At 58.3% G+C, this 21,177-nt stretch carries 15 protein-coding genes and 2 pseudogenes; 7 read left to right on the plus strand and 10 right to left on the minus strand.

Annotated elements, in window-relative coordinates; genetic code table 11:
* Window positions 1-287 precede the first annotated feature (287 nt).
* On the plus strand, window positions 288-500 hold the full coding sequence (locus tag BQ8794_RS09695; protein ID WP_077376179.1) for a cold-shock protein: 213 nt from the start codon (window positions 288-290) through the stop codon (window positions 498-500).
* Window positions 501-796: 296 nt separating this feature from the next.
* Here BQ8794_RS09695 and BQ8794_RS09700 read toward each other — a convergent pair whose 3' ends face one another.
* Window positions 797-1,765 (minus strand): DMT family transporter, encoded by a 969-nt coding sequence (locus tag BQ8794_RS09700; protein ID WP_077376182.1) that lies wholly within the window; start codon window positions 1,763-1,765, stop codon window positions 797-799.
* A 759-nt stretch (window positions 1,766-2,524) separates the two neighbouring features.
* Between BQ8794_RS09700 and BQ8794_RS09705 the strand changes: the two genes are divergently transcribed.
* Window positions 2,525-3,358, plus strand: coding sequence for a prephenate dehydratase (locus tag BQ8794_RS09705; RefSeq protein WP_167378689.1), 834 nt, complete (start codon window positions 2,525-2,527; stop codon window positions 3,356-3,358).
* Between the two features lie 57 nt (window positions 3,359-3,415).
* A pseudogene (locus BQ8794_RS09710) lies at window positions 3,416-3,601 on the plus strand (hypothetical protein); the annotation flags it as partial.
* Between the two features lie 162 nt (window positions 3,602-3,763).
* Here BQ8794_RS09710 and hemN read toward each other — a convergent pair.
* Both hemN and BQ8794_RS09720 read right to left on the minus strand, forming a co-directional pair.
* Window positions 3,764-5,098 carry an oxygen-independent coproporphyrinogen III oxidase gene (hemN, locus tag BQ8794_RS09715; protein ID WP_077376188.1) on the minus strand — a complete coding sequence of 445 codons (1,335 nt, stop codon included), beginning with the start codon at window positions 5,096-5,098 and terminating at the stop codon, window positions 3,764-3,766.
* A 202-nt stretch (window positions 5,099-5,300) separates the two neighbouring features.
* Window positions 5,301-5,768, minus strand: a complete 468-nt coding sequence (locus BQ8794_RS09720) for a Ros/MucR family transcriptional regulator (RefSeq protein WP_077376191.1) — start codon at window positions 5,766-5,768, stop codon at window positions 5,301-5,303.
* Window positions 5,769-6,305: 537 nt separating this feature from the next.
* On the opposite strand from BQ8794_RS09720, the gene BQ8794_RS09725 reads away from it, so the two are divergent.
* Window positions 6,306-7,343 carry a cytochrome-c peroxidase gene (locus tag BQ8794_RS09725; RefSeq protein WP_077376194.1) on the plus strand — a complete coding sequence of 346 codons (1,038 nt, stop codon included), beginning with the start codon at window positions 6,306-6,308 and terminating at the stop codon, window positions 7,341-7,343.
* A 229-nt stretch (window positions 7,344-7,572) separates the two neighbouring features.
* On the opposite strand, the gene tdh is transcribed toward BQ8794_RS09725, so the two are convergent.
* Window positions 7,573-8,607 carry an L-threonine 3-dehydrogenase gene (gene tdh / locus BQ8794_RS09730; RefSeq protein ID WP_077376197.1) on the minus strand — a complete coding sequence of 345 codons (1,035 nt, stop codon included), beginning with the start codon at window positions 8,605-8,607 and terminating at the stop codon, window positions 7,573-7,575.
* Window positions 8,608-8,759: 152 nt separating this feature from the next.
* Between tdh and BQ8794_RS37325 the strand changes: the two are divergent.
* Window positions 8,760-9,019 (plus strand): annotated as a pseudogene (locus tag BQ8794_RS37325) (IS630 family transposase); the annotation flags it as partial.
* 256 nt (window positions 9,020-9,275) lie between these two features.
* Here the strand turns inward: BQ8794_RS37325 and BQ8794_RS09740 are convergent.
* The 3 genes from BQ8794_RS09740 to BQ8794_RS09750 form a co-directional block, all read right to left on the minus strand.
* Window positions 9,276-10,268, minus strand: coding sequence for an adenosine kinase (locus tag BQ8794_RS09740; RefSeq protein WP_077376203.1), 993 nt, complete (start codon window positions 10,266-10,268; stop codon window positions 9,276-9,278).
* 108 nt (window positions 10,269-10,376) lie between these two features.
* Window positions 10,377-11,552, minus strand: a complete 1,176-nt coding sequence (metK, locus tag BQ8794_RS09745; RefSeq protein WP_077376206.1) for a methionine adenosyltransferase — start codon at window positions 11,550-11,552, stop codon at window positions 10,377-10,379.
* 54 nt (window positions 11,553-11,606) lie between these two features.
* The gene (locus BQ8794_RS09750; RefSeq protein ID WP_077376209.1) at window positions 11,607-12,944 is read right to left on the minus strand and encodes a serine hydroxymethyltransferase; all 1,338 of its coding nucleotides are present in this window, start codon (window positions 12,942-12,944) and stop codon (window positions 11,607-11,609) included.
* A gap of 2,385 nt (window positions 12,945-15,329) precedes the next feature.
* Here BQ8794_RS09750 and BQ8794_RS09760 point away from each other — a divergent pair.
* A complete protein-coding gene (locus BQ8794_RS09760; protein WP_143744510.1) occupies window positions 15,330-16,163 on the plus strand; it encodes a hypothetical protein in 834 nt (277 codons plus the stop codon).
* A complete protein-coding gene (locus BQ8794_RS09765; protein WP_167378690.1) occupies window positions 16,109-16,861 on the plus strand; it encodes a hypothetical protein in 753 nt (250 codons plus the stop codon). Before BQ8794_RS09760 ends, BQ8794_RS09765 begins: the two co-directional genes overlap by 55 nt.
* Before the next feature lie 460 nt (window positions 16,862-17,321).
* Here BQ8794_RS09765 and BQ8794_RS09770 read toward each other — a convergent pair whose 3' ends face one another.
* The 3 genes from BQ8794_RS09770 to BQ8794_RS09780 all read right to left on the minus strand — a co-directional run bounded on the left by BQ8794_RS09770 (window position 17,322) and on the right by BQ8794_RS09780 (window position 21,049).
* Window positions 17,322-17,831 (minus strand): tetratricopeptide repeat protein, encoded by a 510-nt coding sequence (locus BQ8794_RS09770; RefSeq protein WP_077376222.1) that lies wholly within the window; start codon window positions 17,829-17,831, stop codon window positions 17,322-17,324.
* A gap of 58 nt (window positions 17,832-17,889) precedes the next feature.
* Window positions 17,890-19,941 (minus strand): type III secretion system export apparatus subunit SctV, encoded by a 2,052-nt coding sequence (sctV, locus tag BQ8794_RS09775; protein ID WP_077376225.1) that lies wholly within the window; start codon window positions 19,939-19,941, stop codon window positions 17,890-17,892.
* 217 nt (window positions 19,942-20,158) lie between these two features.
* Window positions 20,159-21,049 carry a SctD/MshK family protein gene (locus tag BQ8794_RS09780; protein ID WP_077376228.1) on the minus strand — a complete coding sequence of 297 codons (891 nt, stop codon included), beginning with the start codon at window positions 21,047-21,049 and terminating at the stop codon, window positions 20,159-20,161.
* Between the last annotated feature and the right edge of the window lie 128 nt (window positions 21,050-21,177).

Below are 21,177 nucleotides of genomic sequence, written 5' to 3' on the forward strand. Positions count from 1 at the left end.
TGCTCACATCGGTAGATAACAGATCCCGTGGTAGGACTCCAAACCAGCGATAGATGCGGTTCTGCAACTTTCCGGAGCGTTGCAGGCTCCGCTTGTCTCTTGGGCCATTCCGAGCGCCAGCGCGGGAGATGCTTCCGGCGACAGGCGGTCATGGTGGGTCTTGCGAGCCGCTTGCGATTGGACCGGCGCTTTTGCAATTTTCGCTTTTGCTGCCCCTAAAATCTCGGATATGAAGCGGACTGGCTTATGGCCTGCCCACATTGAAATGGTTACAAAGGAATACGATCATGGCGACCGGAACGGTAAAGTGGTTCAACAGCACCAAGGGATTTGGATTTATCCAGCCCGACAATGGCGGTCAGGATGTTTTCGTCCACATTTCCGCTGTCGAACGAGCGGGCCTTTCGACCCTTAATGAGGGTCAGAAGGTCAACTACGAGATCGAACAGGACCGCCGTACTGGGAAGTCCTCCGCTGGCAGTCTCAGCAAAGCTGGCTGAACTTTTCTGCGTCTGCCCGGCAAGCCGGGCAGACGTGCCACTGACTCGCCCCATAAGAGCGGCCAAGAACACGGATCCCATCGCAGACCGGGGCAGGATTGTGGGAAGCTGCTAATTTCTACTGAAACAAGATGTTTGCGAGTGAAGAGGGGCGGGTCCCCGGCTTCTTATGTTCTGCAGCAGATTCTTCGCGGCAGATACCGCCGGCAGCTGTACGCATCAGAACGAATGTGGATAGATGACATCAAGCTGCGACCTTCTTGTGGGTCCCGGTCCCTTCACACACCGCTCGATTGCTAGCTCGCGGCGCCTTCGCGTTCCGATCTGATGGACCTCGCCATCACTACGAGATAGCCGACCACGGCGACAGTAATGATACTTCCTCCGATGAGGTCTGAACGAGTCGGCATTTCACGGAATGCGAGCCAGGTCCACAATGGCGCGAGTGGCGCTTCCAGTGCCAGAATCAGAGAGACCTGGCACGCCGGAAGTCGACGAGTGCCGGCCAGGAAGAAAACAGCAGGAAACGCGAGTTGCACGAAACCGAACAAAGCGAGAAGTCCCAGATCTCGGAGATTCGGAAAAAAAGGTTCGCAAAACCAAAAGCTGACCAGGGCAACAAAAGCATTGGCCAAACAGATGAAGGATAGAACCGACTCTTCTCGGTGGCGACGGATCAGCACGGTAGTGATCGACATCGTGACAGTCGTGACAATCGCAAAGGCGTTGCCAAAAAGTTCAGATTTCGATCCTGCTCCAGCAACGAGCACATAGGTGCCTATGAGGATGGTTATCGCTGCTACAATGGTCGCTGGGCGAAGGTCCTCACTCAGCCATAACCACGCCAAGATGCCCGTCAAGACTGGTCCAGCCGAAAAGATGATGAATGCATTGGCAGTTGAGGTAAACTGACACGCTGGGATGAATGCGAGCATGTTAACAGCGAGACAGATCGCGATGGCCATGCCCTGCATCGTCGGCCGAAAGCCGGCTCTATGACCAGTTGCAAGTAGATAAACTGCAAGGAAAGCCGCCGCAAACACGCTGCGCCAAAACAAAATTGTCCAAGTAGAAATCGGCAGGGCCCTTACGAACATTCCTGCAGTGCTCGTAGCGACCGCAGAAACTATAAGAAAGAGAATCGCCCGTATATAATTGTCCCGAAGCAGTGCAGTCGACGCACTGCTCAACGCCTGCGGTGCTAGCCGCCTCCACCAGGCGGAACGTGCTGTGGCCGACCGCTCTCGATCTGGTGGCCTACCCATTGCTCGCGCCTTTACCGAGAAAGGAGACACTATTGAGCGATGGGTGCGGTTTCCTGAGAAGCCATTGGCTGAAGTTGGCGCAAGATGGATCAGGAACACTCACGTATTGTGTTGCGCAGCTCAAACTAAGCAGCGTCATCACCTCGCGAGGGTTCAATTCAGCAGCCGCTGCATACGACACCATTGCGCCACTCCCCTCCACCGGAGCGATCTCCAGAATCTGAGCTTCTCAACCTGCGAGACAACCGTTGGAGTGCAACGCCGAAATGGTCGGCGGCCGTTCGGTAATGAAGCCGTGATTGTTGCAAGGTGCTGAAGATCATCTAAGTTAATTGGGGCAAAGTGGCGACGGATTCATGTTGATACTGTAAATGTATACTAGAAGATGTGTATCTTATGTGAAGGTGTGATATTGAATTGTGAAGGTTGTGTTGTCTCCTATTGACAGTTAGTTTTTCCATAGTGAATTGACACAGCTAATAAGGCCGCAATAGCGGAGCCGGAGCCGGAGTGGTCAAGGGCAATACGTATGCCCATCCCGCGGAGCTCGAAGGATTGGATCGACGAACGTCTTCCAGCCGATGGGAGACAGCCCCGTCTTTGGTCGGGGTTCATTTGGAAGCACTGCTCTGTACTCTGATGGCCAGCCAAGCCTCGAGTTCAATCAAGCGGTAGTATTTTCATGTCACGAACCTTTCTATATGTGAATTTCATGGAATGAGGGATCTGACGCACTCTCGACCGAGTGTGGCCGGGAAAATGAACGAGCAATTCAAGCAGCTTCCAGCGATTGACACCTCCGGGATCAAGAGGGCCGGGTACATTGGCCCCGAGGGGACCTGGACCCATCAAGCCACGCTGGACCTCTTTGGTGACCAAGTTGAACTCGTTCCGTTCAGCGACGGATTGTTCGAAGCGTATGAAAATGGCTTCGTCGACGTTGCTTGCGCCCCAGCTACGACCTCTCTGGTCGGAACCACTCCTTACCTCGATCAGATCCTGAGCTTGAGGTCTCCCAAGATTATCGCCGAGTATCCGAAGGTTCTGAGCTACAGCCTCATTGCGAGCAAGGATGCGAGTTTCTCGACGATCACCAAGGTAATGGGGCACCCCGTAGCCTTGCAGGAGGTGGCCGCGTGGCTTGACGAGAACATGCCGAACGTCGAGCGAGAGAGCCGCATGGGAACGACATCTTTCGTGGCTGAGCAAAAAGCTCCCTCGATAGCGGCATTTGGTCCTGCACTTGGAGCCAAGTTGTACAATCTGCAGATCTTGCGAACAGGAATCGAAGAAGGCCTACATAACGTAACCCGGTGGTGGGTGCTTGGGCGCAAGACCCCTCCGCCTACAGGGTTCGACCGGACGACACTTCACCTCCGCGTTTCAGAGCAAAATCTCAGTTATGTACTGAATATGTTCTCGAAGGAACATTTAGTCGTTCTCAATATCTATGAGCGTCCGACATGCAAGCGGCTGGACACCCATCAATATGTCATCGATGTCGCTGGACACGTTTCGACGCATCCCGCGCTGGCTACTTTGGCGGCGATCGATGGCTTTAGAATTCTGGGATCGTATCCGCGTCGTTACTAGCTATGGCTAAGCTAGTTTCCGTCTATAACGCCAAACTGTTGATCCTTATCTTTGATGAAAAAAGGGGCAGCCGCATCGAAACTTGACACGATGCACACGATCGTGCTGCCGGCCACCGACGAGGTCCTCGCGCCGATGATCGTCTCGCTGCCGATACAGCTTCTTACCGACCAAACGGCGGTATTCATGAGCACAGATGTCGAGAAGATGAGCAATCTCGCAAAACCAGTCACTGTCGAATGATTATGACGCGTTCATAGACGGCAACGCTCGTCCATTCGGAAAACGCCGAGCACTTCAAGCGACGCAAGGGCGCCGTCACCGGCGCCTGCGGTGATTTACGAGCGTGCCGTTTAGCAACGAGCGGTCATCCCTTTGGCCTCTCCTCACGCTGCTTGGCTGTGCTTAGGGGCTAACCCGGTCGAGAAAACCATCGAATGCGGCAGCAACAGCGCGAATCACGAAGCGATGCTCCTGCCGCACTCGGATGAAACCCTTTTCGATGTCCACTATCCCGTCCTCGGCCAGCATCGCCAAGCGTTCAGCTGAATCGAGAAGACGGATCGGATCAAATCCATGGGCAGCACAGATTGCCGGCACATCGGCCTCCAAATCGCACATCAGCCGCTCGATGATTGCGGCTCGCACGCGGTCTTCGTCTGTGAGATGGTAGCCCCTTGACGTGGCCAGACGGCCAGCTGCTATGTGCCGGCTGTAGAACCCCCGTGTAACGTCGTTCTGGACGTAGCCCTCGCCGACACGCCCGATAGCCGACGCCCCGAAACCGATCAGGGTTTTGCAGGTGTCGGCCGAGTAACCCAGCGAGTTTCGCCGTAGGCGACCGCAAGCCTGTGCCAGCGTAAGTTCGTCGTCCGGCAAGGCGAAATGGTCGAGGCCGATCTCTTGGTAGCCGGCCGCAACCAGCGTGTCTGCCACGGCCCCAGCCTGTTCGGCGCGGGCAACGCTGTCCGGCAGCGCTGTCTCCTCGATCAGGCGCTGATTCTTTATGACGGACGGAATGTGCGCGTAGCCGAACACCGAAAGCCGGTTGGGGCGCATGGCGACCGCCGCCGTCGCGGTCTGGACGCAGGACTCTACCGTCTGATTCGGGAGACCGAAGATTAGATCGAAGTTGATGCGGCGTACTCCATGCCGACGCAGCTCTTCGACGGCAGCGGCCGTCTGCGACTCGCTCTGGACCCGGTTGATCGCTTTTTGAACAATGGGATCAAAGCTCTGCACCCCGAGGCTCGCGCGGTTCACGTTGGCTGCTCCCAACGCTTCGGCGATCTCGGCCGTGAACGTGCGCGGGTCAATCTCGACGGCGATCGTAGCGGGTTTCCTGAACGCGAAGCGGCGGCGCAGGAGTTCGATCATGGCCAAAAACCCCGCTGGCCCGATAAGAGTCGGGGTTCCACCGCCGAAATGCACGTCGTTCACGAGCAGCCCCTGCGGCGCTTGCTCCGAGACCAAACGGATCTCGTCACGCACCACCGCCAGATAATTGAGGATCGGCGCATCATTGCGGGTGATGGTGGTAGGGAAGCCGCAATACCAGCAAATCGATCGGCAGAACGGAATGTGGAGATAGAGCGACACCGAATCGTCAGCCGGCAGACCCCTAAGCCATTCCTCATAAGTTTCGGCGCCGACCGCGGCGGTGAACTCCGGCACAGTCGGATAGATGGTGTACCAAGGCAGGAGAGCCTCGCGATATTCTTTCAGGATAGAGGTCTGCAACAGTTTCCGTCCCGGGCTGAAAAGTGGCCCTTTTACCGCTGCGTCCTCCTGTGTCTCTGCGCTATGTCAATTCCATTCCGCTTCGCGGCGTGTAGTCACACCATCTGCAAGGAAAAGGCGGGACCTGGTCCCGCCTTTTCAATGTTTCGCTGACATTATGCCGATCGAGCCGCCAGCCCACAACGGGTTTAGACGGAAGAAGTCACGCTGGTACCTTCTTTCTAGATCGCTTCTCGGGCGCCGAGATTTCAGGCTCTTTCGGTTTGCGGCCGAGTCCCATTGTCTTGGCCAACGCAGAGCGCGCAGCCGCATAGTTCGGCGCGACCATGGGATAGTCCGCCGGCAGACCCCATTTGGCACGATATTCACTAGGGCTCAGTCCGTAGTGGGTCGACAGATGACGCTTCAGCGATTTGAATTTCTTCCCGTCCTCAAGGGAGATAATGTAGTCCGGCGTCACCGATTTTCTGATCGGGACCGCCGGCGTCAACACCGTCGGCTCTTGTGCCGAGACGCGACCGGCCGCCGTGCCTTTCAAAGCTTCGTGCACTTGGCCGATCAGGGCAGATAGGTCCCCCACCGGAACGGGATTGTTGGAAACATAGGCTGAGACAACATCTGCGGTAAGCTGGATGAGGTTGTCGATGTTTTTGAAGTCTTCTTCTGGCATGAAACTCTCCGGTGGATTGGTCTGCGGAGCGTCGCTTCTAGTGGTGATTTCCGATGAAGGCAACAAATCTCGCGACAGGATTGTTCGTTGCTCGTCCAACATTGAGGTCTATAGCGCCACGTCACGCCGTCGTGAGACTGATCTGCGCGGTAATCGCTGTCCATAACTGCGCCAGTATCCGCCGTTCAGTCCCGATCTCGTCCGTTTGAATTGCAAAAGGAAGACGCAGAAAGCTTGTAAACCATGAGCCGTGCACTCGCTCGGGCAGAAAAGCTTGCGCGTATGAAACAGGTTGGCGTTGCGGCAGCATGTGGCGACAGGCCACGGAACCGACCAAACCCTCAGGCGAACAACAGCGATTGCGCGCGCCCACCAATCCAATCCGCCGTCGGGCGATGATACACCGCAGTCACTGTTTCCGCCGCTCAATTGGCTTGGTCGGCAGGCACGGTTCCCTCGATCCGCTGATCTAGCGCAGGGCGTTCGCAGGCCGCATGTGGAGAATGGTTTCCGTGCACATCGGTAAGGACTCCATTTATGAAAATTCTGTTCACTGCGGTGGCTGTTGCGCTGGTGGCAGCCACAGCTTTTGCTGCGCAGTCCATTCCGCCAAACCTCAGAGAAACGGCACTGGCCACCTTCAAGCCCTTGCCATTCACGCCGGCGGTCACCAACAACCCGATCACGCCGGAGAAGATTGCCCTCGGCAAGGCACTGTTCTTCGATCCACGCCTCTCGTCCTCAGGCGTTTTCTCCTGCAACTCGTGCCACAATCTGGCCACCGGGGGCGACGACAATCGTGAAACTTCGATTGGCCATGGTTGGCAGAAGGGGCAGCGCAACGCGCCGACGGTGTTTAACTCTGTCTTCAACAAATCACAGTTTTGGGACGGTCGCGCCGAAGACCTGAAAGCTCAGGCCAAAGGGCCGATACAGGCCGGTGTCGAAATGGCCAACACACCGCATCGAGTGGTCGAGACGTTCAAATCGATGCCGCAATATGTGGAGTGGTTCCATTCAGCTTTCCCGGAGGAAGCCGATCCCATCACCCTCGAAAACGTAGCCAATGCACTCGCAGACTACGAGGGGACACTGGTCACGCCGGCCCCCTTCGACGCGTTCCTCAATGGCGATGACACAGCCATCGGTCCTGAAGAGAAACAGGGCCTGGCCCTTTTCATCGAAAAGGGCTGCTCGTCCTGCCATTCGGGTGTCAATCTTGGTGGGGAAGGCTATTATCCATTCGGCCTCGTTGAGAAGCCTACCGCCGACGTTCTGCCGGAGAACGACAAGGGACGATTTGCCGTCACCAATGTACCAGAGGATTCCTATGTTTTCCGCGTGCCGTCGCTGCGCAACGTAGCAATCACCGCGCCATACTTTCATTCGGGCAAGGTCTGGGACCTGAGAGAGGCGGTCGCTATCATGGGCACCACCCAGCTTGGCCAAGAGCTAACGCAAATCGAAATCGATCGGATCGTTGCCTACCTTCATTCGCTGACCGGAAAGCGACCGGAGATCACATATCCCATCTTGCCGACTGAAACGCCCACAACACCTCGGCCTCGATCCTAGGCATTGGGAAAGCAGACGATCGCGTCGGGGCCTGTGAGCATTGATTGACCGATCTGGGCGAACTGCCACAAGCGTCGTCCGATTGGGCCGCGATACGCGCCGACGATTGAGCGGCGCACGTTGGGGAGGAGCCACTGCCTTGCACCAGCGATGCCCCTCGCGGGGAGATCGCCGGCAGGCCAGGGTGGTGTCCCGTCAGCACCTTCGCAAAGTCACGCCGGCCATCGCCCTACCAGTCCATCACCACCTTGCCGGAACTGCCGCTGCGCATCGCATCGAACCCCGTCTGGAAATCATCGATGCCGATGCGGTGCGTTATAAGCCCTGAGACATCCAGCGGTCCCTGCACCAGCGCGATCATCTTGTACCAGGTCTCGAACATTTCGCGGCCATAGATGCCCTTGAGATGCAGCATCTTGAAGATGACCTTGTTCCAGTCGATCTCGAAGCCGGTCGGCGCTATGCCCAAAATGGCGATCTTGCCGCCATTGTTCATGGCGTCGATCATGTCGCGGAAGGCGGGTGCCGCGCCCGACATTTCGAGGCCGACGTCAAAACCTTCGGTCATGCCGAGCGCCGGCATGATGTCGCGCAGCTTTTCCTTCGACGCGTCGACCACATGCTGGACGCCGAGTTTTTTCGCCAGCGCCAGCCGCACCGGGTTGATGTCGGTGATGACCACTTTTCGCGCGCCGACGCACTGCGCCACCAGCGCACCCATGATGCCGATCGGCCCGGCGCCGGTGACCAGCACGTCCTCGCCGACCAGATCGAAGGACAGTGCGGTGTGAACCGCATTGCCCAGCGGATCGAAGATTGCGGCGATCTCGTCGGGCACGTCGTCGGGGATCGGCACGACGTTGTGCTGCGGGATCGCCAGATATTCACCGAAGGCGCCCGGCCGGTTGACGCCGACGCCGAGCGTGTTGCGGCACAGATGCCCCCTGCCCGCCCGGCAGTTGCGGCAATGGCCGCAGACGATGTGGCCTTCGCCCGAAACACGCTGGCCGATCTTGTATTCGGTGACCGCCGCGCCGAAGTCGGCGACTGTGCCGACGAATTCGTGGCCGGTCACCATCGGCACCGGCACGGTCTTCTGCGCCCACTGGTCCCAATTGTAGATGTGGACGTCGGTGCCGCAGATCGCGGTCTTCTTGATTTTGATCAGAACGTCGTTCGGGCCGATTTCCGGCACCGGCACTTCTTCCATCCAGATGCCCGGCTCGGCCTTGGCCTTGACCAGCGCCTTCATCATGTTCGACATCAGAATCTCCTTACACCTATGGTGATTGCGCTTTTCGCGATCCCTTGGATTAGCCTGCACAACGGAAGTTAGGCTCCTAGAGCACGTCCTGTGATCGTTGAATCGACTGTGATGTGACGGCTGCGTTCTGGGTTGATTCAACATCCACCGGGATGGAGGTGGACGATGGGAAGAGCATTGAGCGGGACATTCGGTCGCGGGTCTCGAAGGCTTCGGACGAGGGCATGTTGGCGCCGCAAGCGGTGGCGCCGTTCAGCGTGGGAGGGCCCAGCGCGATCCGCTGGATTGTGCGGGCGAAGATCAGTGAGCTGGGCGCCAGGCCCGCAAGGCTGCCGCCGCCGCCTCCAGCCTCGACGCAGTAGTCTTCATCGTCGGGCCGATCGAGGAGGGCAGGGACGTCACGCTGAACGATCGTTGTCTTCAAAGAACATAGTCCGGTACTTGGGGTGGAGCTCTGAACGACTTGCGCCAAACGTCGGCATGGTGATGATCAAGATCGCCCCGAACTGCTACCCGCAGGTGCGACAAGGTCCTGAGTCTCGATAATCAGAAACTTCAAAGGAAAGCCATCTTTCACGGACGGGCATACGACATTTCAATTTACACACGCTTGCCTCGACCGCCTGCACAAGGGGAGGAGGCCAGCACGTCGCGGAAGTGCCCAGCCGCTACAACAACCCCGCCTGCTCAGCCTCGTGGCGCAGATTCTGCCTCGGCCTGGGCCCGATCTGCTGGATCACCAGCCCGGCCGCCAGCGAGCCGAGATCGCCGCAATGCTTCAGGCTGCGCCCTTGCGTGTAGCCGTAGAGGAAGCCGGCGGCATAGAGGTCGCCGGCGCCGGTGGTGTCGACCAATTCGCGGATTTTGGTCACATCGATCGTGACGGTCTGGTCGCCGCGCACGATCACCGAGCCCTTTTCCGAGCGGGTGACGGCGGCGATCTTGCAGTCCTTGCGGATCTGCGCCAGCGCCTCGTCGAAGGAGGCGGTCTGGTAAAGCGACTTGATCTCGTGGCTGTTGGCAAAGACGATGTCGACGGTGCCCGAGCGCATCAGGTCCAGAAACTCGTCGCGATAGCGGTCGACGCAGAACGAATCCGACAGCGTCATCGAAACTTCGCGGCCGGCGGCATGCGCGAGCTTCGCCGTCTGCCGGAACGCTTCCTTGGCGCGCGGCGGGTCCCAGAGGTAACCCTCGAAATAGGTGACTGCGGCGCCCGAAGCCTTGTCGGCCTCGACATCCTCCGGCCCGAGTTCGACGCAAGCGCCGAGATAGGTGTTCATCGAGCGCTCGCCGTCGGGCGTGACGAAGATCATCGAGCGCGCCGTCGGCGGTTCGCCATTGAGCGGCCTGGTGTCGAAGGCGACGCCCTGCGCGTGCATGTCATGGGCGTAGATTTCGCCGAGCGTGTCGTTCGAGACCTTGCCGAAGAAGGCGGCGCGGCCGCCGAAGCTGGCGACGCCCGCCGCCGTGTTGCCGGCGCTGCCGCCGGAAGCTTCGATGGCCGGGCCCATGCGGCTGTAGAGCAGTTCGGCGCGCCTCGTGTCGATCAGGTTCATCGCGCCCTTGATGATGCCATTGGTCTCCAGGAATGCCTCGTCGCACTGGGCGATGATGTCGACGATGGCATTACCGATACAAAGCACGTCATAGTCCAGCATCTATTCATATCTCCGCCAAAAACCCACCCTCTGCCGCGCCGGGCGCGGGCGGGTTTTTGCAGGTGTGGAATGGAGTTGCCGTATGCCGCTGCATCCAACATCGGCGCATCACGCTGCTGCCGGTCCTGCCTCACGCAGCAGGTCCTCAGCTCTGTCCGTCCTTTCCCACGTGAACTCCGGCTCTTCGCGGCCGAAGTGTCCGTATGTCGCGGTTTTGCGGTATATTGGGCGTAAGAGATCAAGCATCTTGATGATGCCTTTCGGTCGGAGATTGAAAAGCTCAAGAACGACGCGCTCGATCCTTTTTTCGTCGATCTTTGCGGTTCCGAAGGTATTGATCAGGATAGACACCGGCGCGGCCACACCGATCGCGTAGGCAAGCTGAACCTCGCAGACATCCGCAAGGCCGCTTGCAACGACATTTTTTGCGACGTACCGCGCCGCATATGCGGCCGAGCGATCAACCTTGGACGGGTCCTTGCCGGAAAAGGCGCCGCCGCCGTGACGCCCCATCCCACCGTAGGAATCGACGATGATCTTGCGTCCGGTGAGCCCGCAGTCGCCGCGCGGCCCACCGACCACGAACCGGCCTGTTGGATTGACCAGGAACCTTATCCCCGTCGTATCCAAGTCGGGGGGCAAGACCGGCCTTATGATCTCCTCAATGACGCCTTCGCGGACCGTGGCTTGTGAGACCTCCCCGTCATGCTGCGTCGACAGGACTATGGTATCAATCGCCACGGGGCGCAGACCTTCATAGCGGACGGAGACTTGAGATTTCACATCAGGGCGCAGCCAGCTAAGCCGCCCCCTTTTCCGCACCTCTGCCTGTCTTTTTGTCAAATCGTGAGCGAGTTGGATTGGCACCGGCATCAATGTTTCGGTCTCGTTGCATGCGTAACCGAACATGAGTCCTTGATCCCCAGCTCCCTGCTCGAGATCCTGCCCTCGTCCCTCGTCGACGCCCTGGCTGATGTCGGCCGATTGCTCGGTTAGGGCCAGGACCACCGCGCAACGCCGACCGTCAAAGCCGATGGCATCGTCGTCATATCCAATATCCAAAATGGTATCGCGGGCAACTTGGCTGTAATCGATCTGCGCATGGCTGGTGATCTCGCCAGCCAGAACGACCAATCCTGACTTCACCAACGCTTCACAAGCGACGCGAGCCTCAGGATCCTTACGAAGGATCGCATCGAGGACGGCATCTGAGATATTGTCGGCCATCTTGTCGGGATGTCCTGCGCCGACGGATTCGGAAGAGAACACGAATTGCCTGGTCATGAAATGTCCTCGCTTCAGATGTTGTAGTTAGGTGTGACACTTGATTTGGCCGTCTTACCTGTCGGGCATCCCAGGGACGTCGAACGCGGCGCAGAAGTCGGCAACGTCTCTCCGCACGCAGGCATGGACGTCCGGATCATCGGGCTGGCGGCAAACCAGGTCGATGAAAGCGGCAATCTGCACCATTTCCGCCTCGCCCATGCCCACGGACGTCACCGCTGGCGTGCCTAAGCGGATGCCGCTTGTGAGCGCCGGATGCCGCCAGTCGCCCGGCACCATATTGAAATTTGTAATGATACCTGCTTGCGATAACCGCTCGGCATAGGCTTTGCCGGACAGCGGCCGGTCCCGAAGATCAAGGATCAGCATGTGATTGTCAGTCCCCCCGGTGACCAGGTCATAACCTCGCTCCAGAAGCGCCTGGGCCAGAGCCTTGGCGTTCTTAACAATCTGCTGACCGTAGACACGGAAGGACGGGTTCGCTGCTTCGTGCAGAGCGACAGCTAGCGCGGCGATAGTATTCATGTGCGGTCCGCCCTGCAGGAGAGGGAACACGGCACGGTCTATGCGTTTGGCCAGATTGTGGTTGTTTTTCGAATGGTAGAGCGCCTGATAACGGTCTTCATTCCTGGACAAAATGAAGCCACCGCGGGGGCCCCGGATCGACTTGTGAGAGGTGCTGCTGACCACATCGCAATGGTGCACGGGGTTCGGATGCACTCCTGCGACGATTAAGCCACTGATGTGGGCGATGTCGGCCACCAGGTAGGAGTTCACCTCCGAAGCGATTTCGGCCATTGCCGCATAGTCAAAAATGCGCGGATAAGCAGTTCCGCCGACCCAAATTAGCTTCGGGCGTTCCCGCTTGGCCGTCTCGCGCAAGCGGTCATGGTCAATCTGCTGCGTCTTTTCGTGCAGCCCGTATGGGATTCGCTGATAATCGGTGCCGGAGAAGTTGACTGCCCAACCGTGAGTCAGATGGCCGCCACTGGGAAGAGGCAGGCCCATCATTTTGTCCCCCGGACTCAACAGTGCTCGATAGATAGCCTGATTGGCCGGCGAGCCGGAATATGGCTGGACGTTAGCGTGTTCACAGCCGAATAGCGCCTTCAAGCGCTCGATAGCGAGGTTCTCAAGCTCATCGACGATCTCGTTTCCGGCGTAATAGCGCGCACCGGGGTATCCCTCGGCATACTTGTTGGTGAAAATCGACCCGGTCGCTTCCAACACCGCGGAGGAGGCAAAGTTCTCGGAGGCGATAAGTTTGAGAGTTGTCCGCTCCTGGCGCTCCTGTCTTAGAAGCAGTTCGTGAACGCGACAATCTACGGCGGCAAGGTGAGGCCGCCCGTAAGTGTCGGGCTGCGTGATGGCGCCGCCGGCCGAATTGTCCATGGCAGTTTCGCGCTCCAATTGGACTAATCCTATTTCAAGACATGCAGCCGGTCCCCTTGGACCGCGCGCCTTGTATCGCTTCCAGGCGTTTTAGGTCTTGTCTGTGATAGCCATCGCCGTGGGGCAGAAGATCGACCAACAGTTGAACTAGGCCACCATCCCTTCCTGCTGCTTCGAGATGGTACGAGGGCCGCGGACGTTGTTCGTTGCCGAGAAATCCGGCTCTGGCGAGCTGTCGGACATGTCCCATAACGTGCTCGCGGGGCAAAGCCAGAACTTCTGCCAGCTCGCAGACGGTGAGGTCCGCATGCGCGCAAAGTCCCAGAATCCGAAGCCGATCAAGATGAGCAGCCGCCCTTAGGCTCCTGACCAGTTTCATCATCGGTTGGGCGTCGTCCTATTGCTTCCGTCCATTTAGCGTCCTCCAGGCCTTTCAGAGGCAATTTTCTTGTCCGCTCGACCGCATGGCACTCGTTCCCCGGCCAACGTGGGTGCTCTTGCCGGCATTGCTTGAACCCGAGCTGAAGGTTTTTGGCTCGGTACACGGCGCCACGGTCTCGAACCCACTTGCGTCAGATGAAAGGATAACCATTCCCAGCGGTTTGGAGTGCTAAGAGTCTACGATTTTCTTTGAAGGATCTGTTGCAAGCAGGCCATCGGATAAGATTGGCGGCTGGTCCGATGAGGATAAAATACAGGCCCACCATTGGCCCCATTGCTTGCGATCGTCTCAGCATTCAGGAGTTCTGGTCGACCCTTGAGGAGCATCTCGTTGCGGCGGCCGCCCAGAACGTTGCCTGTGAGGACCTGGGTCCGACGCGACAGGGGCGATGGTGCCCGGCGCTTGCCTGAACAGCCAAGTGTGGCGTTCATCCGCGTCGCTCAGGTAGGCTAGGGCAACCGGCAAGATGATCGCGCCACTCAGTGGCTGCCAGTCTGAGTCCTTCCTGAGGGTCTGGTCGATTCCGGTCGAGCCGCACCTGCTGGTCACGGTGGTGTGTGTCGCCCGTCGAGCTGCGGAATCAATTGGGAGTGTTCCTTCTTCCTTCCGACCGCAGTGATCGGTCAGTCCCACAGCCAAGGTTCGCGTTTTCGCGGCCGAACTGCAGAGCTCTGGCCAAAGCCAGCTGCGCTGCGCCGTTTCCGAAACGTCTAGTCACATTTGCGAAGTGCGTGTTGGAATTGGTGACTCCGTGACACATTATCGCCACCGTTTAGCCGCGGCGTTGTCCCAATCTTCCACGAGATAGCCGGCGTTGCCCTGAGACGGTTCGGTCTGGCACCGGCTCAAACCAGCCCCCCCGCTCAAGGGTCAGTGCCGGATCGAACCACCCTGCATCTCTTCTGAAAAATCAGGTGCGACGCCCCGAAAAGCAGATGTCAGGGATCCGAGGCAAGCTGACCGCGTCATTCAACTAGGGCCGCCTAACGCGGCCGCATTGTACCGCCGCTCCGCTAAGACGGGGCTGTGCGGCGCCGCCAGTGTAATCGCTGAATGCCAAGCCGCTTATTGCGGAACTTAACGTACACAACTCGGGCCGCAGTGAGCCGCATCCTGATCCTGACCGCTGATGCTTAGGCTAGGTCGCACCGTCTTTAGTGCATCCGGGAGAAGCCCCTTCGTCAGCTAGACGTCAGCCACACGGCCTATCAAACCTGCCGCGCCTATTCAGGCTGAACTCAATGCGAAACATGGGGTGCGGACGTAATGTATGGTCGAACTGCTGGCTCGTTCCTATTTTCACTGGCCCAATTGGTGAAGCTAACGAAACAAATCAGTTGCTGGCCATCGAGCAAAAACGCCGGAAGGGATTTGCGGAACCGTTCGTTCGGCCGGATGCACCTAGCCGGTGCAGGTTCCAGTGGCAGCCCATCGGCGTCACGGCGAGCAACGGTGCCTGTGAAAGGCGGTGTGCGACCAACCCGCTCCTAATCTCCGCAAACTTGAGAGCAATACCCAACCCATCAAGTTTCCGGGTGCAAGCCCTGAGGCACTGGGCTGAGCGACATCAGCCCTCAACGTCATGACAGCCTATTGCCGACCTGGAGATGGAATATGACGGGCCTTGGCCGAACTGGGAGATCGCGCATTGGGAATGCTGGGGCCGGATCGAGCAGTTCACGCTTGGAATCAGGTGGTATCCGTGGGGAGCCCACCGGATGCGTTCTGTGCCTCGATAGAACGACGTCATCCGTCCCCAATGCACGAAGGTCTTCGCTGGCCCGGCTGCTACACCCCGGATCCTGGATACTGCGCTACGTGCAATCTCGGGGCCAGGCGCAGGTACTGAGCAGCGACGCCGTTTTCGCTCAGTGTCGGGGCGTGGAGCCGCAACGCCGGTCACAAGCCAGGTGTCTGCTTCGGGTATGGTCGGTGCCACTCCCGTGACCGACGAAGATGTCACCGTAGCAAGGCGACGAATGCAAGGCCTGCTTGACGAACTCCGAGATTGCCGTGATGCGGCCGGGCAGGCCCAGGACTCGGAGAAGAAGCAAGAGCTGCGCGATCGGGTCGTTGATGCAACCTCGGCGGTTCTGGGCTGCCGAGCGAGCCTGCCCTTGTCTGTAGCGCGTAGCATTCTGTCCGACAATCAGGCCCGTCGACTCCGCGATCATGCCCTTTGCGTGGGGGACAAATGCAACGCAAAAGGCTCCAGTACTATCTCCTCCCTGGAAGCGCATAGGAACCGTGCGGCTAAAGTGTTCACGCTGCTCCAATCCAACGCCACACGCGACCAGCTGAGCCAAGCCGCTTCCACCGTGGCGACGCACTATGCGGCCTGCATGGAGTGGTGGCAAAAGAAGGCACGCCGCTGCGAAATGATGCGCTCCGTCTGCGCCGCCACTGCCAACTTACCAGGTGCAACAGCCGAGATGCGGCAAGTCGAGCAGGCCGCGCTGCGGCTGCGCGCCGGCTGGGCGCTGAATACCAAGTTCATGCATCTGCAATCTCGGATCGCTCTCGCGCGGGTTACGATTGAGCCGCAGGCGAGCACGTTCGAAGCACGCGCAGGGAAATTCTCATTGGTGAGAACGAGCAAGTGCGTCTGCTGGGAACCTTCATGGGCGACGTCTTTCCGGCATTCCTCTCGACGGGCGACGCTGTTCTGCGCAGCAATGGGCGCCCACTCGACGCACATCACTGCGCTGTTTTGGAAGGAGTCATGGGGCGGCTTTCGGATTTTGCGACGGCCTTGCAGCACATTCGGACCAAACTAGACGATCACCAAGCAGGTGCCGACCTCCCATGGGAACATTTGGGCCAGATCGTGGACGATGCCAGGATCATTGCGCACGAGGTCATGCACTTCCTCGCGCTGCAGCCGAACGCGCCAGCCATCATCAAGCCGCCAGCTGGCGCCGGGGCTTCGGCCGCGCGGCAGCCGGAACCGCGAATCGTGGCGACCGTCAATGACTCTGTGCCGGAAGCCAAGATTCTCGTGCGCTCGGATCCAGGCACGAAGAAGCTCGTGAGCGCGAATGAAGCGCATGCGAGTTGGGCGGCAGATTTGGAGATGTGGCAAGCCCCGGTGCCGGGGGAGGCCCTGAAGAAACTAGTCACACGGGCGGAGAAACTTTTGCAGTTCGATCTGCCTGGTCCGGAAGCGCGCCAGATGAAGCCAGAGGACGCCGAAAACGCCGTGGGCACCGTGGTCGAGCTCCTGCAAACGCAGGTCACCGAGATGCAGGCCTGTCTCGCCGCACTGAATGACCCTCGTCGACGCGTCCTACTCACGCCTGCGCAAATGCAAGACGCGCACGACAAAACTGTCCGGCTCAACGTGATGTTGTCCGAGCCACAGAGACTGGCCAAGGCTTTGGGTAACGGAAAAGCCGCTATTTCCATCGATTGCATGAAGACTACCCCTTTCCCACGCAGAAGTAGCTTGAACACTTGGCGGCGGCCAAGGAGTTGAAGCCTGCGGATCGACCTCGACGCGTCTCGCTCGGCTGCGCGACGCCATGATCCGTAAGCAGATGCCGATAAACGTTGCGGTGCTTGAGGTTCGAAGGCCCAGCAGTTCGGCGCGGCTCCTAGAAGGACGCACAGCTAAAGCTGCCGCGCCGCGACGATCTTGCTTGCGGGTCAGCCTCACAATGAGGGCATCGAGTATCTCTCTTCAAGAGCGACCGCGTCACCTTTCGTTCCCAGGCCTTTGTGGCCCTCTTGCGTTGCGTGCCGGCAAACGCCCACAAAACGAGCTGCTGAGCTGAGCTTCTGGTGATGCTCCGACATCAGTCTTGGCGAATGGCAGTAGCTGGCGGTTGCCACTCGATGAAATAAGAGCCGGATTGCGAGGCTCTGATATGTGCATGCAATGCGGTGCATGTGCACAGCTAGGCGGACCGCGCCAACGCACTCCGTCCGGACTTTCTTCAAAGCGTAAGCGACAGGTTGAGATTGTGCTGCACCATCTCATTCCCAGGCTCTGTTTCGAGAGCTTGCCGATACAGCACCTGTGCTGCGTCATGCCGCCCATCAAGGTCCAAGATCACTCCCTTCGCGTTCAATGCGCGCAAATTTCCTGGGGCCGCAACCAAGACCGTGTCGACTACCTGAAGCGCCTCATGCGCGCGCTTCTGGGCCACCAACGCATTCGTAAGACGGATCGCCGCATCGACATTGTCCGGGTGCTGCTTCAGCTCATCGCGCAAAGCCCGCTCTTGAGCATCCTGGCCGACTGCCCGCAAGATGCGTTCGCGCATAGCCGGATCGATTTGCTTGGCGTTGAGCAGCTCTGGGGATGACGTCTCCTTCACTGAAAGAGCAGGCCTGTCCAAGCTGGCGCAACCGCCGAGAGGCAGCATTGCGAGTACAGAAAAGAGAAGTGAGTTCAGACGAAAAGACCTAAATGGTCTGACAGCTGTATTCTGGGATGAATTCATGTTTGATCCTCAATTATAACGGGGAGATGTTACTCAGTCGCTGCAAGGCGGATTGGCTTTAATCTGACAGACAACTGATCAGTCCAGGCGGGAGTTTGACGGAACCGGCGGGTTTAATTGTAAAATCGGAGGCGAGCTCTTGATAAGACAGCACGGCAAGATCGATCCCGTTTCGGGTGAAAAAGCCGCGGACGAAGCGTCGAATATCCATTGAGGTTAAAACGACAGGGCGGGTCTGACCCGGTGCTGCGTTCGAAAGGATCTGACGCATCTGTGACAGCAGCGCTTCGCTTTGCCGATCCTCTAATACGAGGAAGGGACCTGCAGCCGAATCCCGAACTGCACTACGCATCACATCCTCACTCTCACGTTCGACGACCAAGGCGTGCACGATGCCCTCTGTATTGGCATAGCGGTGACAGATCTGCCGCTTCAAACCAGAACGAACATATTCCGTGAGCAGGGCGACGTTTTGCTCACGTTCACTCCACTCCGCCAACCCTTCCAAGAGAAGCCGCGTGTGGCGGATCGGGATGCCTTCATCCAGGAGCCGGCGCAGCACATCCGCAATCCGAGGGATCGGCGTGGTGCGCAGCACCTCCTTCACCAGATCAGAATAGTCCTGCTCCATTCGGCCTATCAATTGGCGGGTCTCCTGAATACCGACCAACCGCGGTGCGAAGCGGGTCAACGCTGTATGGATGCGCAACGCGAGGAATTCGCCAGGACCGTAATGCGTGATGCCGGCACCCTTGAGAGCCGGTGCATGGCTTTGGTCGGCCACGAGTCTGTCCGTTTTTGGATCACGCCGAAAGGGGATACCGCTCGATTCGATGTTCGCCACATCGTCTTTGAGCACTAGCTGGCTCGGATCTAACACATCCTGTTCAACTGGCACGCCCTCGATGTCTATTCGAAACTGCGCCTCCAGCAACTGCTGGTCGACGGTGATAGGGATGGGGGGAACGACAATGCCTAGATCGGCTGAGACTAGTTGCGAAACGCGCGCAATCTCCTGCTGCAATTCGACTTGTTCGATCGCTTGCATCAGGTCTGGCGCAAGGAAGAAAGCGATCGGATATTCCTGCGCGGGCGGGGTTTGCTTTTGAGTGTCGCCTGCAGCTCCAGTTCTGGTATCGACAACATCGCCTTTGACAAAGCTTATCGCGGCGAAGATTGCGGCCAATATCAAAAAGACGGGCAGGGGGAAACCAGGAACGAACCCCATTAAAACCAGGACGCAAGCTGCCACCCGCAATGGTCGCTTGCTGGCCGTGAGCTGATTCACTATTTCGGTACCAAGGTTGACCCTCGCCGCCCCAGTGACACGAGTGACGACGGTCGCCGCTGTAATTGAGAGCAGCAGGGCCGGAATCTGCGATATCAATGCGTCGCCTATCGTTAGCAGAGTATAGTGATGCAGCACATCGCCGAAGGACATGCCCTTCGAGAGCAGGCCGATCGATATTCCACCCAGCATGTTGATGAAGATAACCACCAGTCCGGCGATGGAATCGCCCTTCACAAATTTCATCGCGCCATCCATCGCGCCGTAGAGTTGGCTTTCCTTCTCCAATGCGGCGCGCCGCCTGCGAGATTCGTTGGCATCGATGTGGCCGTTGCGTAGCTCTGCGTCGACCGCCATTTGCTTTCCCGGCAGAGCGTCGAGCGTGAAGCGCGCCGCCACTTCTGCTACGCGTTCGGCGCCCTTCGCCAGGACCATGAATTGCACCATGGTGACGACCAGAAATATGACGAAACCCACCACGATATTGCCCGAGATCACGAAATCGCCGAACGTATGGATGATGGCGCCTGCCTCCCCCTCGGCCAGGATCAGGCGCGTCGTTGCGACGGTGAGGGCCAGGCGGAATACGGTGGAAAGCAAAATGATGCCGGGCAAAGAGGAGAGATCAAGTGGAGTACTGACATACAGGGCAACCATCATCAGCAGAATGGCCAATCCCATATTGAATCCTATCAGCGCGTCGACCACCACGATCGGGATAGGCATGACCATCATAGCGATAGCCAGAAGCAGCATCAACGCGACCATTAGGTCCGGGTTGGCCGGCGAACGCTTGATGAAGTTACGCAGGACGTTGGCCATCGAGGCCCCTTTACGATCGCTTGAGAATTATTCTGCTACGCAGTGAAGCGTAGCATTCGAAGTCCGAGAGCCTCGTCCACATTGGCCAGCGGCAGGCTGTGCATGAGAACCAGAGACATGCGCGAAGTTGGCTGGTCAGCAGGTGTTTCGTCTGTCCAGGTTTGTCGGTACCGGGCGCGGCAGAATGGTTGCTGGCCATACAATTCTGATGTGCGGACTAGTACGGGAGAGCAGCAAGGCGGCCATTACGGCTCAGCAGCACACGACCGTCCTCGATCCTGTCGACCGTCCACCCATCATCCAGAACGGCGCCAACAAAATACTTCTCACCATCTATGATAAGATACGGTTGGGGACCATGCCAAACGGCTTCAACTGCGATTGCGGATGGCGCCTTTTCGTCTTTTATGAGCACTCCATTGACCAGTGCTAGAGCGCCCTTGGTGCGATGATCGAACCACTCCTGGAGCTTCCGCCAACCGATGACTGTTTCAGACGTGACGGTACCCTCCGCTGTCACAGCACCCCTTGCCGAGCCGACTTTAACATTGAGTAGGCCCGCTCTATCGACTTCCTCCTGCAGCTCTTTGGCCGCTGCCTCCGCAATCTGGTCGTTGGCGCGGTGATTGGTTCGCTTCGACTCATGATTGACACTGGGTGAATTGGGTCTCGATGCACCACCGTCCCCGTTATAGGAGAAAATGGCTGAGAGCGTACCGACCGCTAGAGAGCTGACTATTACCATGGCCAGAACACGCATCGAGAGGCGTGGTATGCCGATCGGACCACTTGGCACTTCATCCTGCACGGACCAGAGAATGGACATCTCGCCTGCGAGAACGACGGCAGGAAGTGGCACCACAACGCAGTCGCCCGCGGCGATATTCCGCTTACTCTTGACGCTGAGTCCGGCTGCAAGCGCCTCGACCTCGATCGAGTTGCCAAGAAGAGTTATACGAAAATGATGCGGTGCCAATCCTTGCTCGACGAAGATCATATCGGCGTCTAAGCCGCTGCCGATTAAGCTCGTTTCGAGAGCAGTCTTACCTGTCAATCCGCAATAGAGCCCCGACAGAACTTCGAAATTAAGAGAAACGGCGTCATTCAAGGATGACCTCCCGAATAAGAGAGAAGCCGCACGGCAATTGCCGTGCGGCTCATTTCGGTTCCACATCGCGCCACCTGGCGACGCGATCAGGGCTACCCTAGAGCCCCGCTTCCAACACTACTGAACGC

The organism is Mesorhizobium prunaredense (assembly GCF_900156895.1).
GTDB lineage: Bacteria > Pseudomonadota > Alphaproteobacteria > Rhizobiales > Rhizobiaceae > Mesorhizobium > Mesorhizobium prunaredense.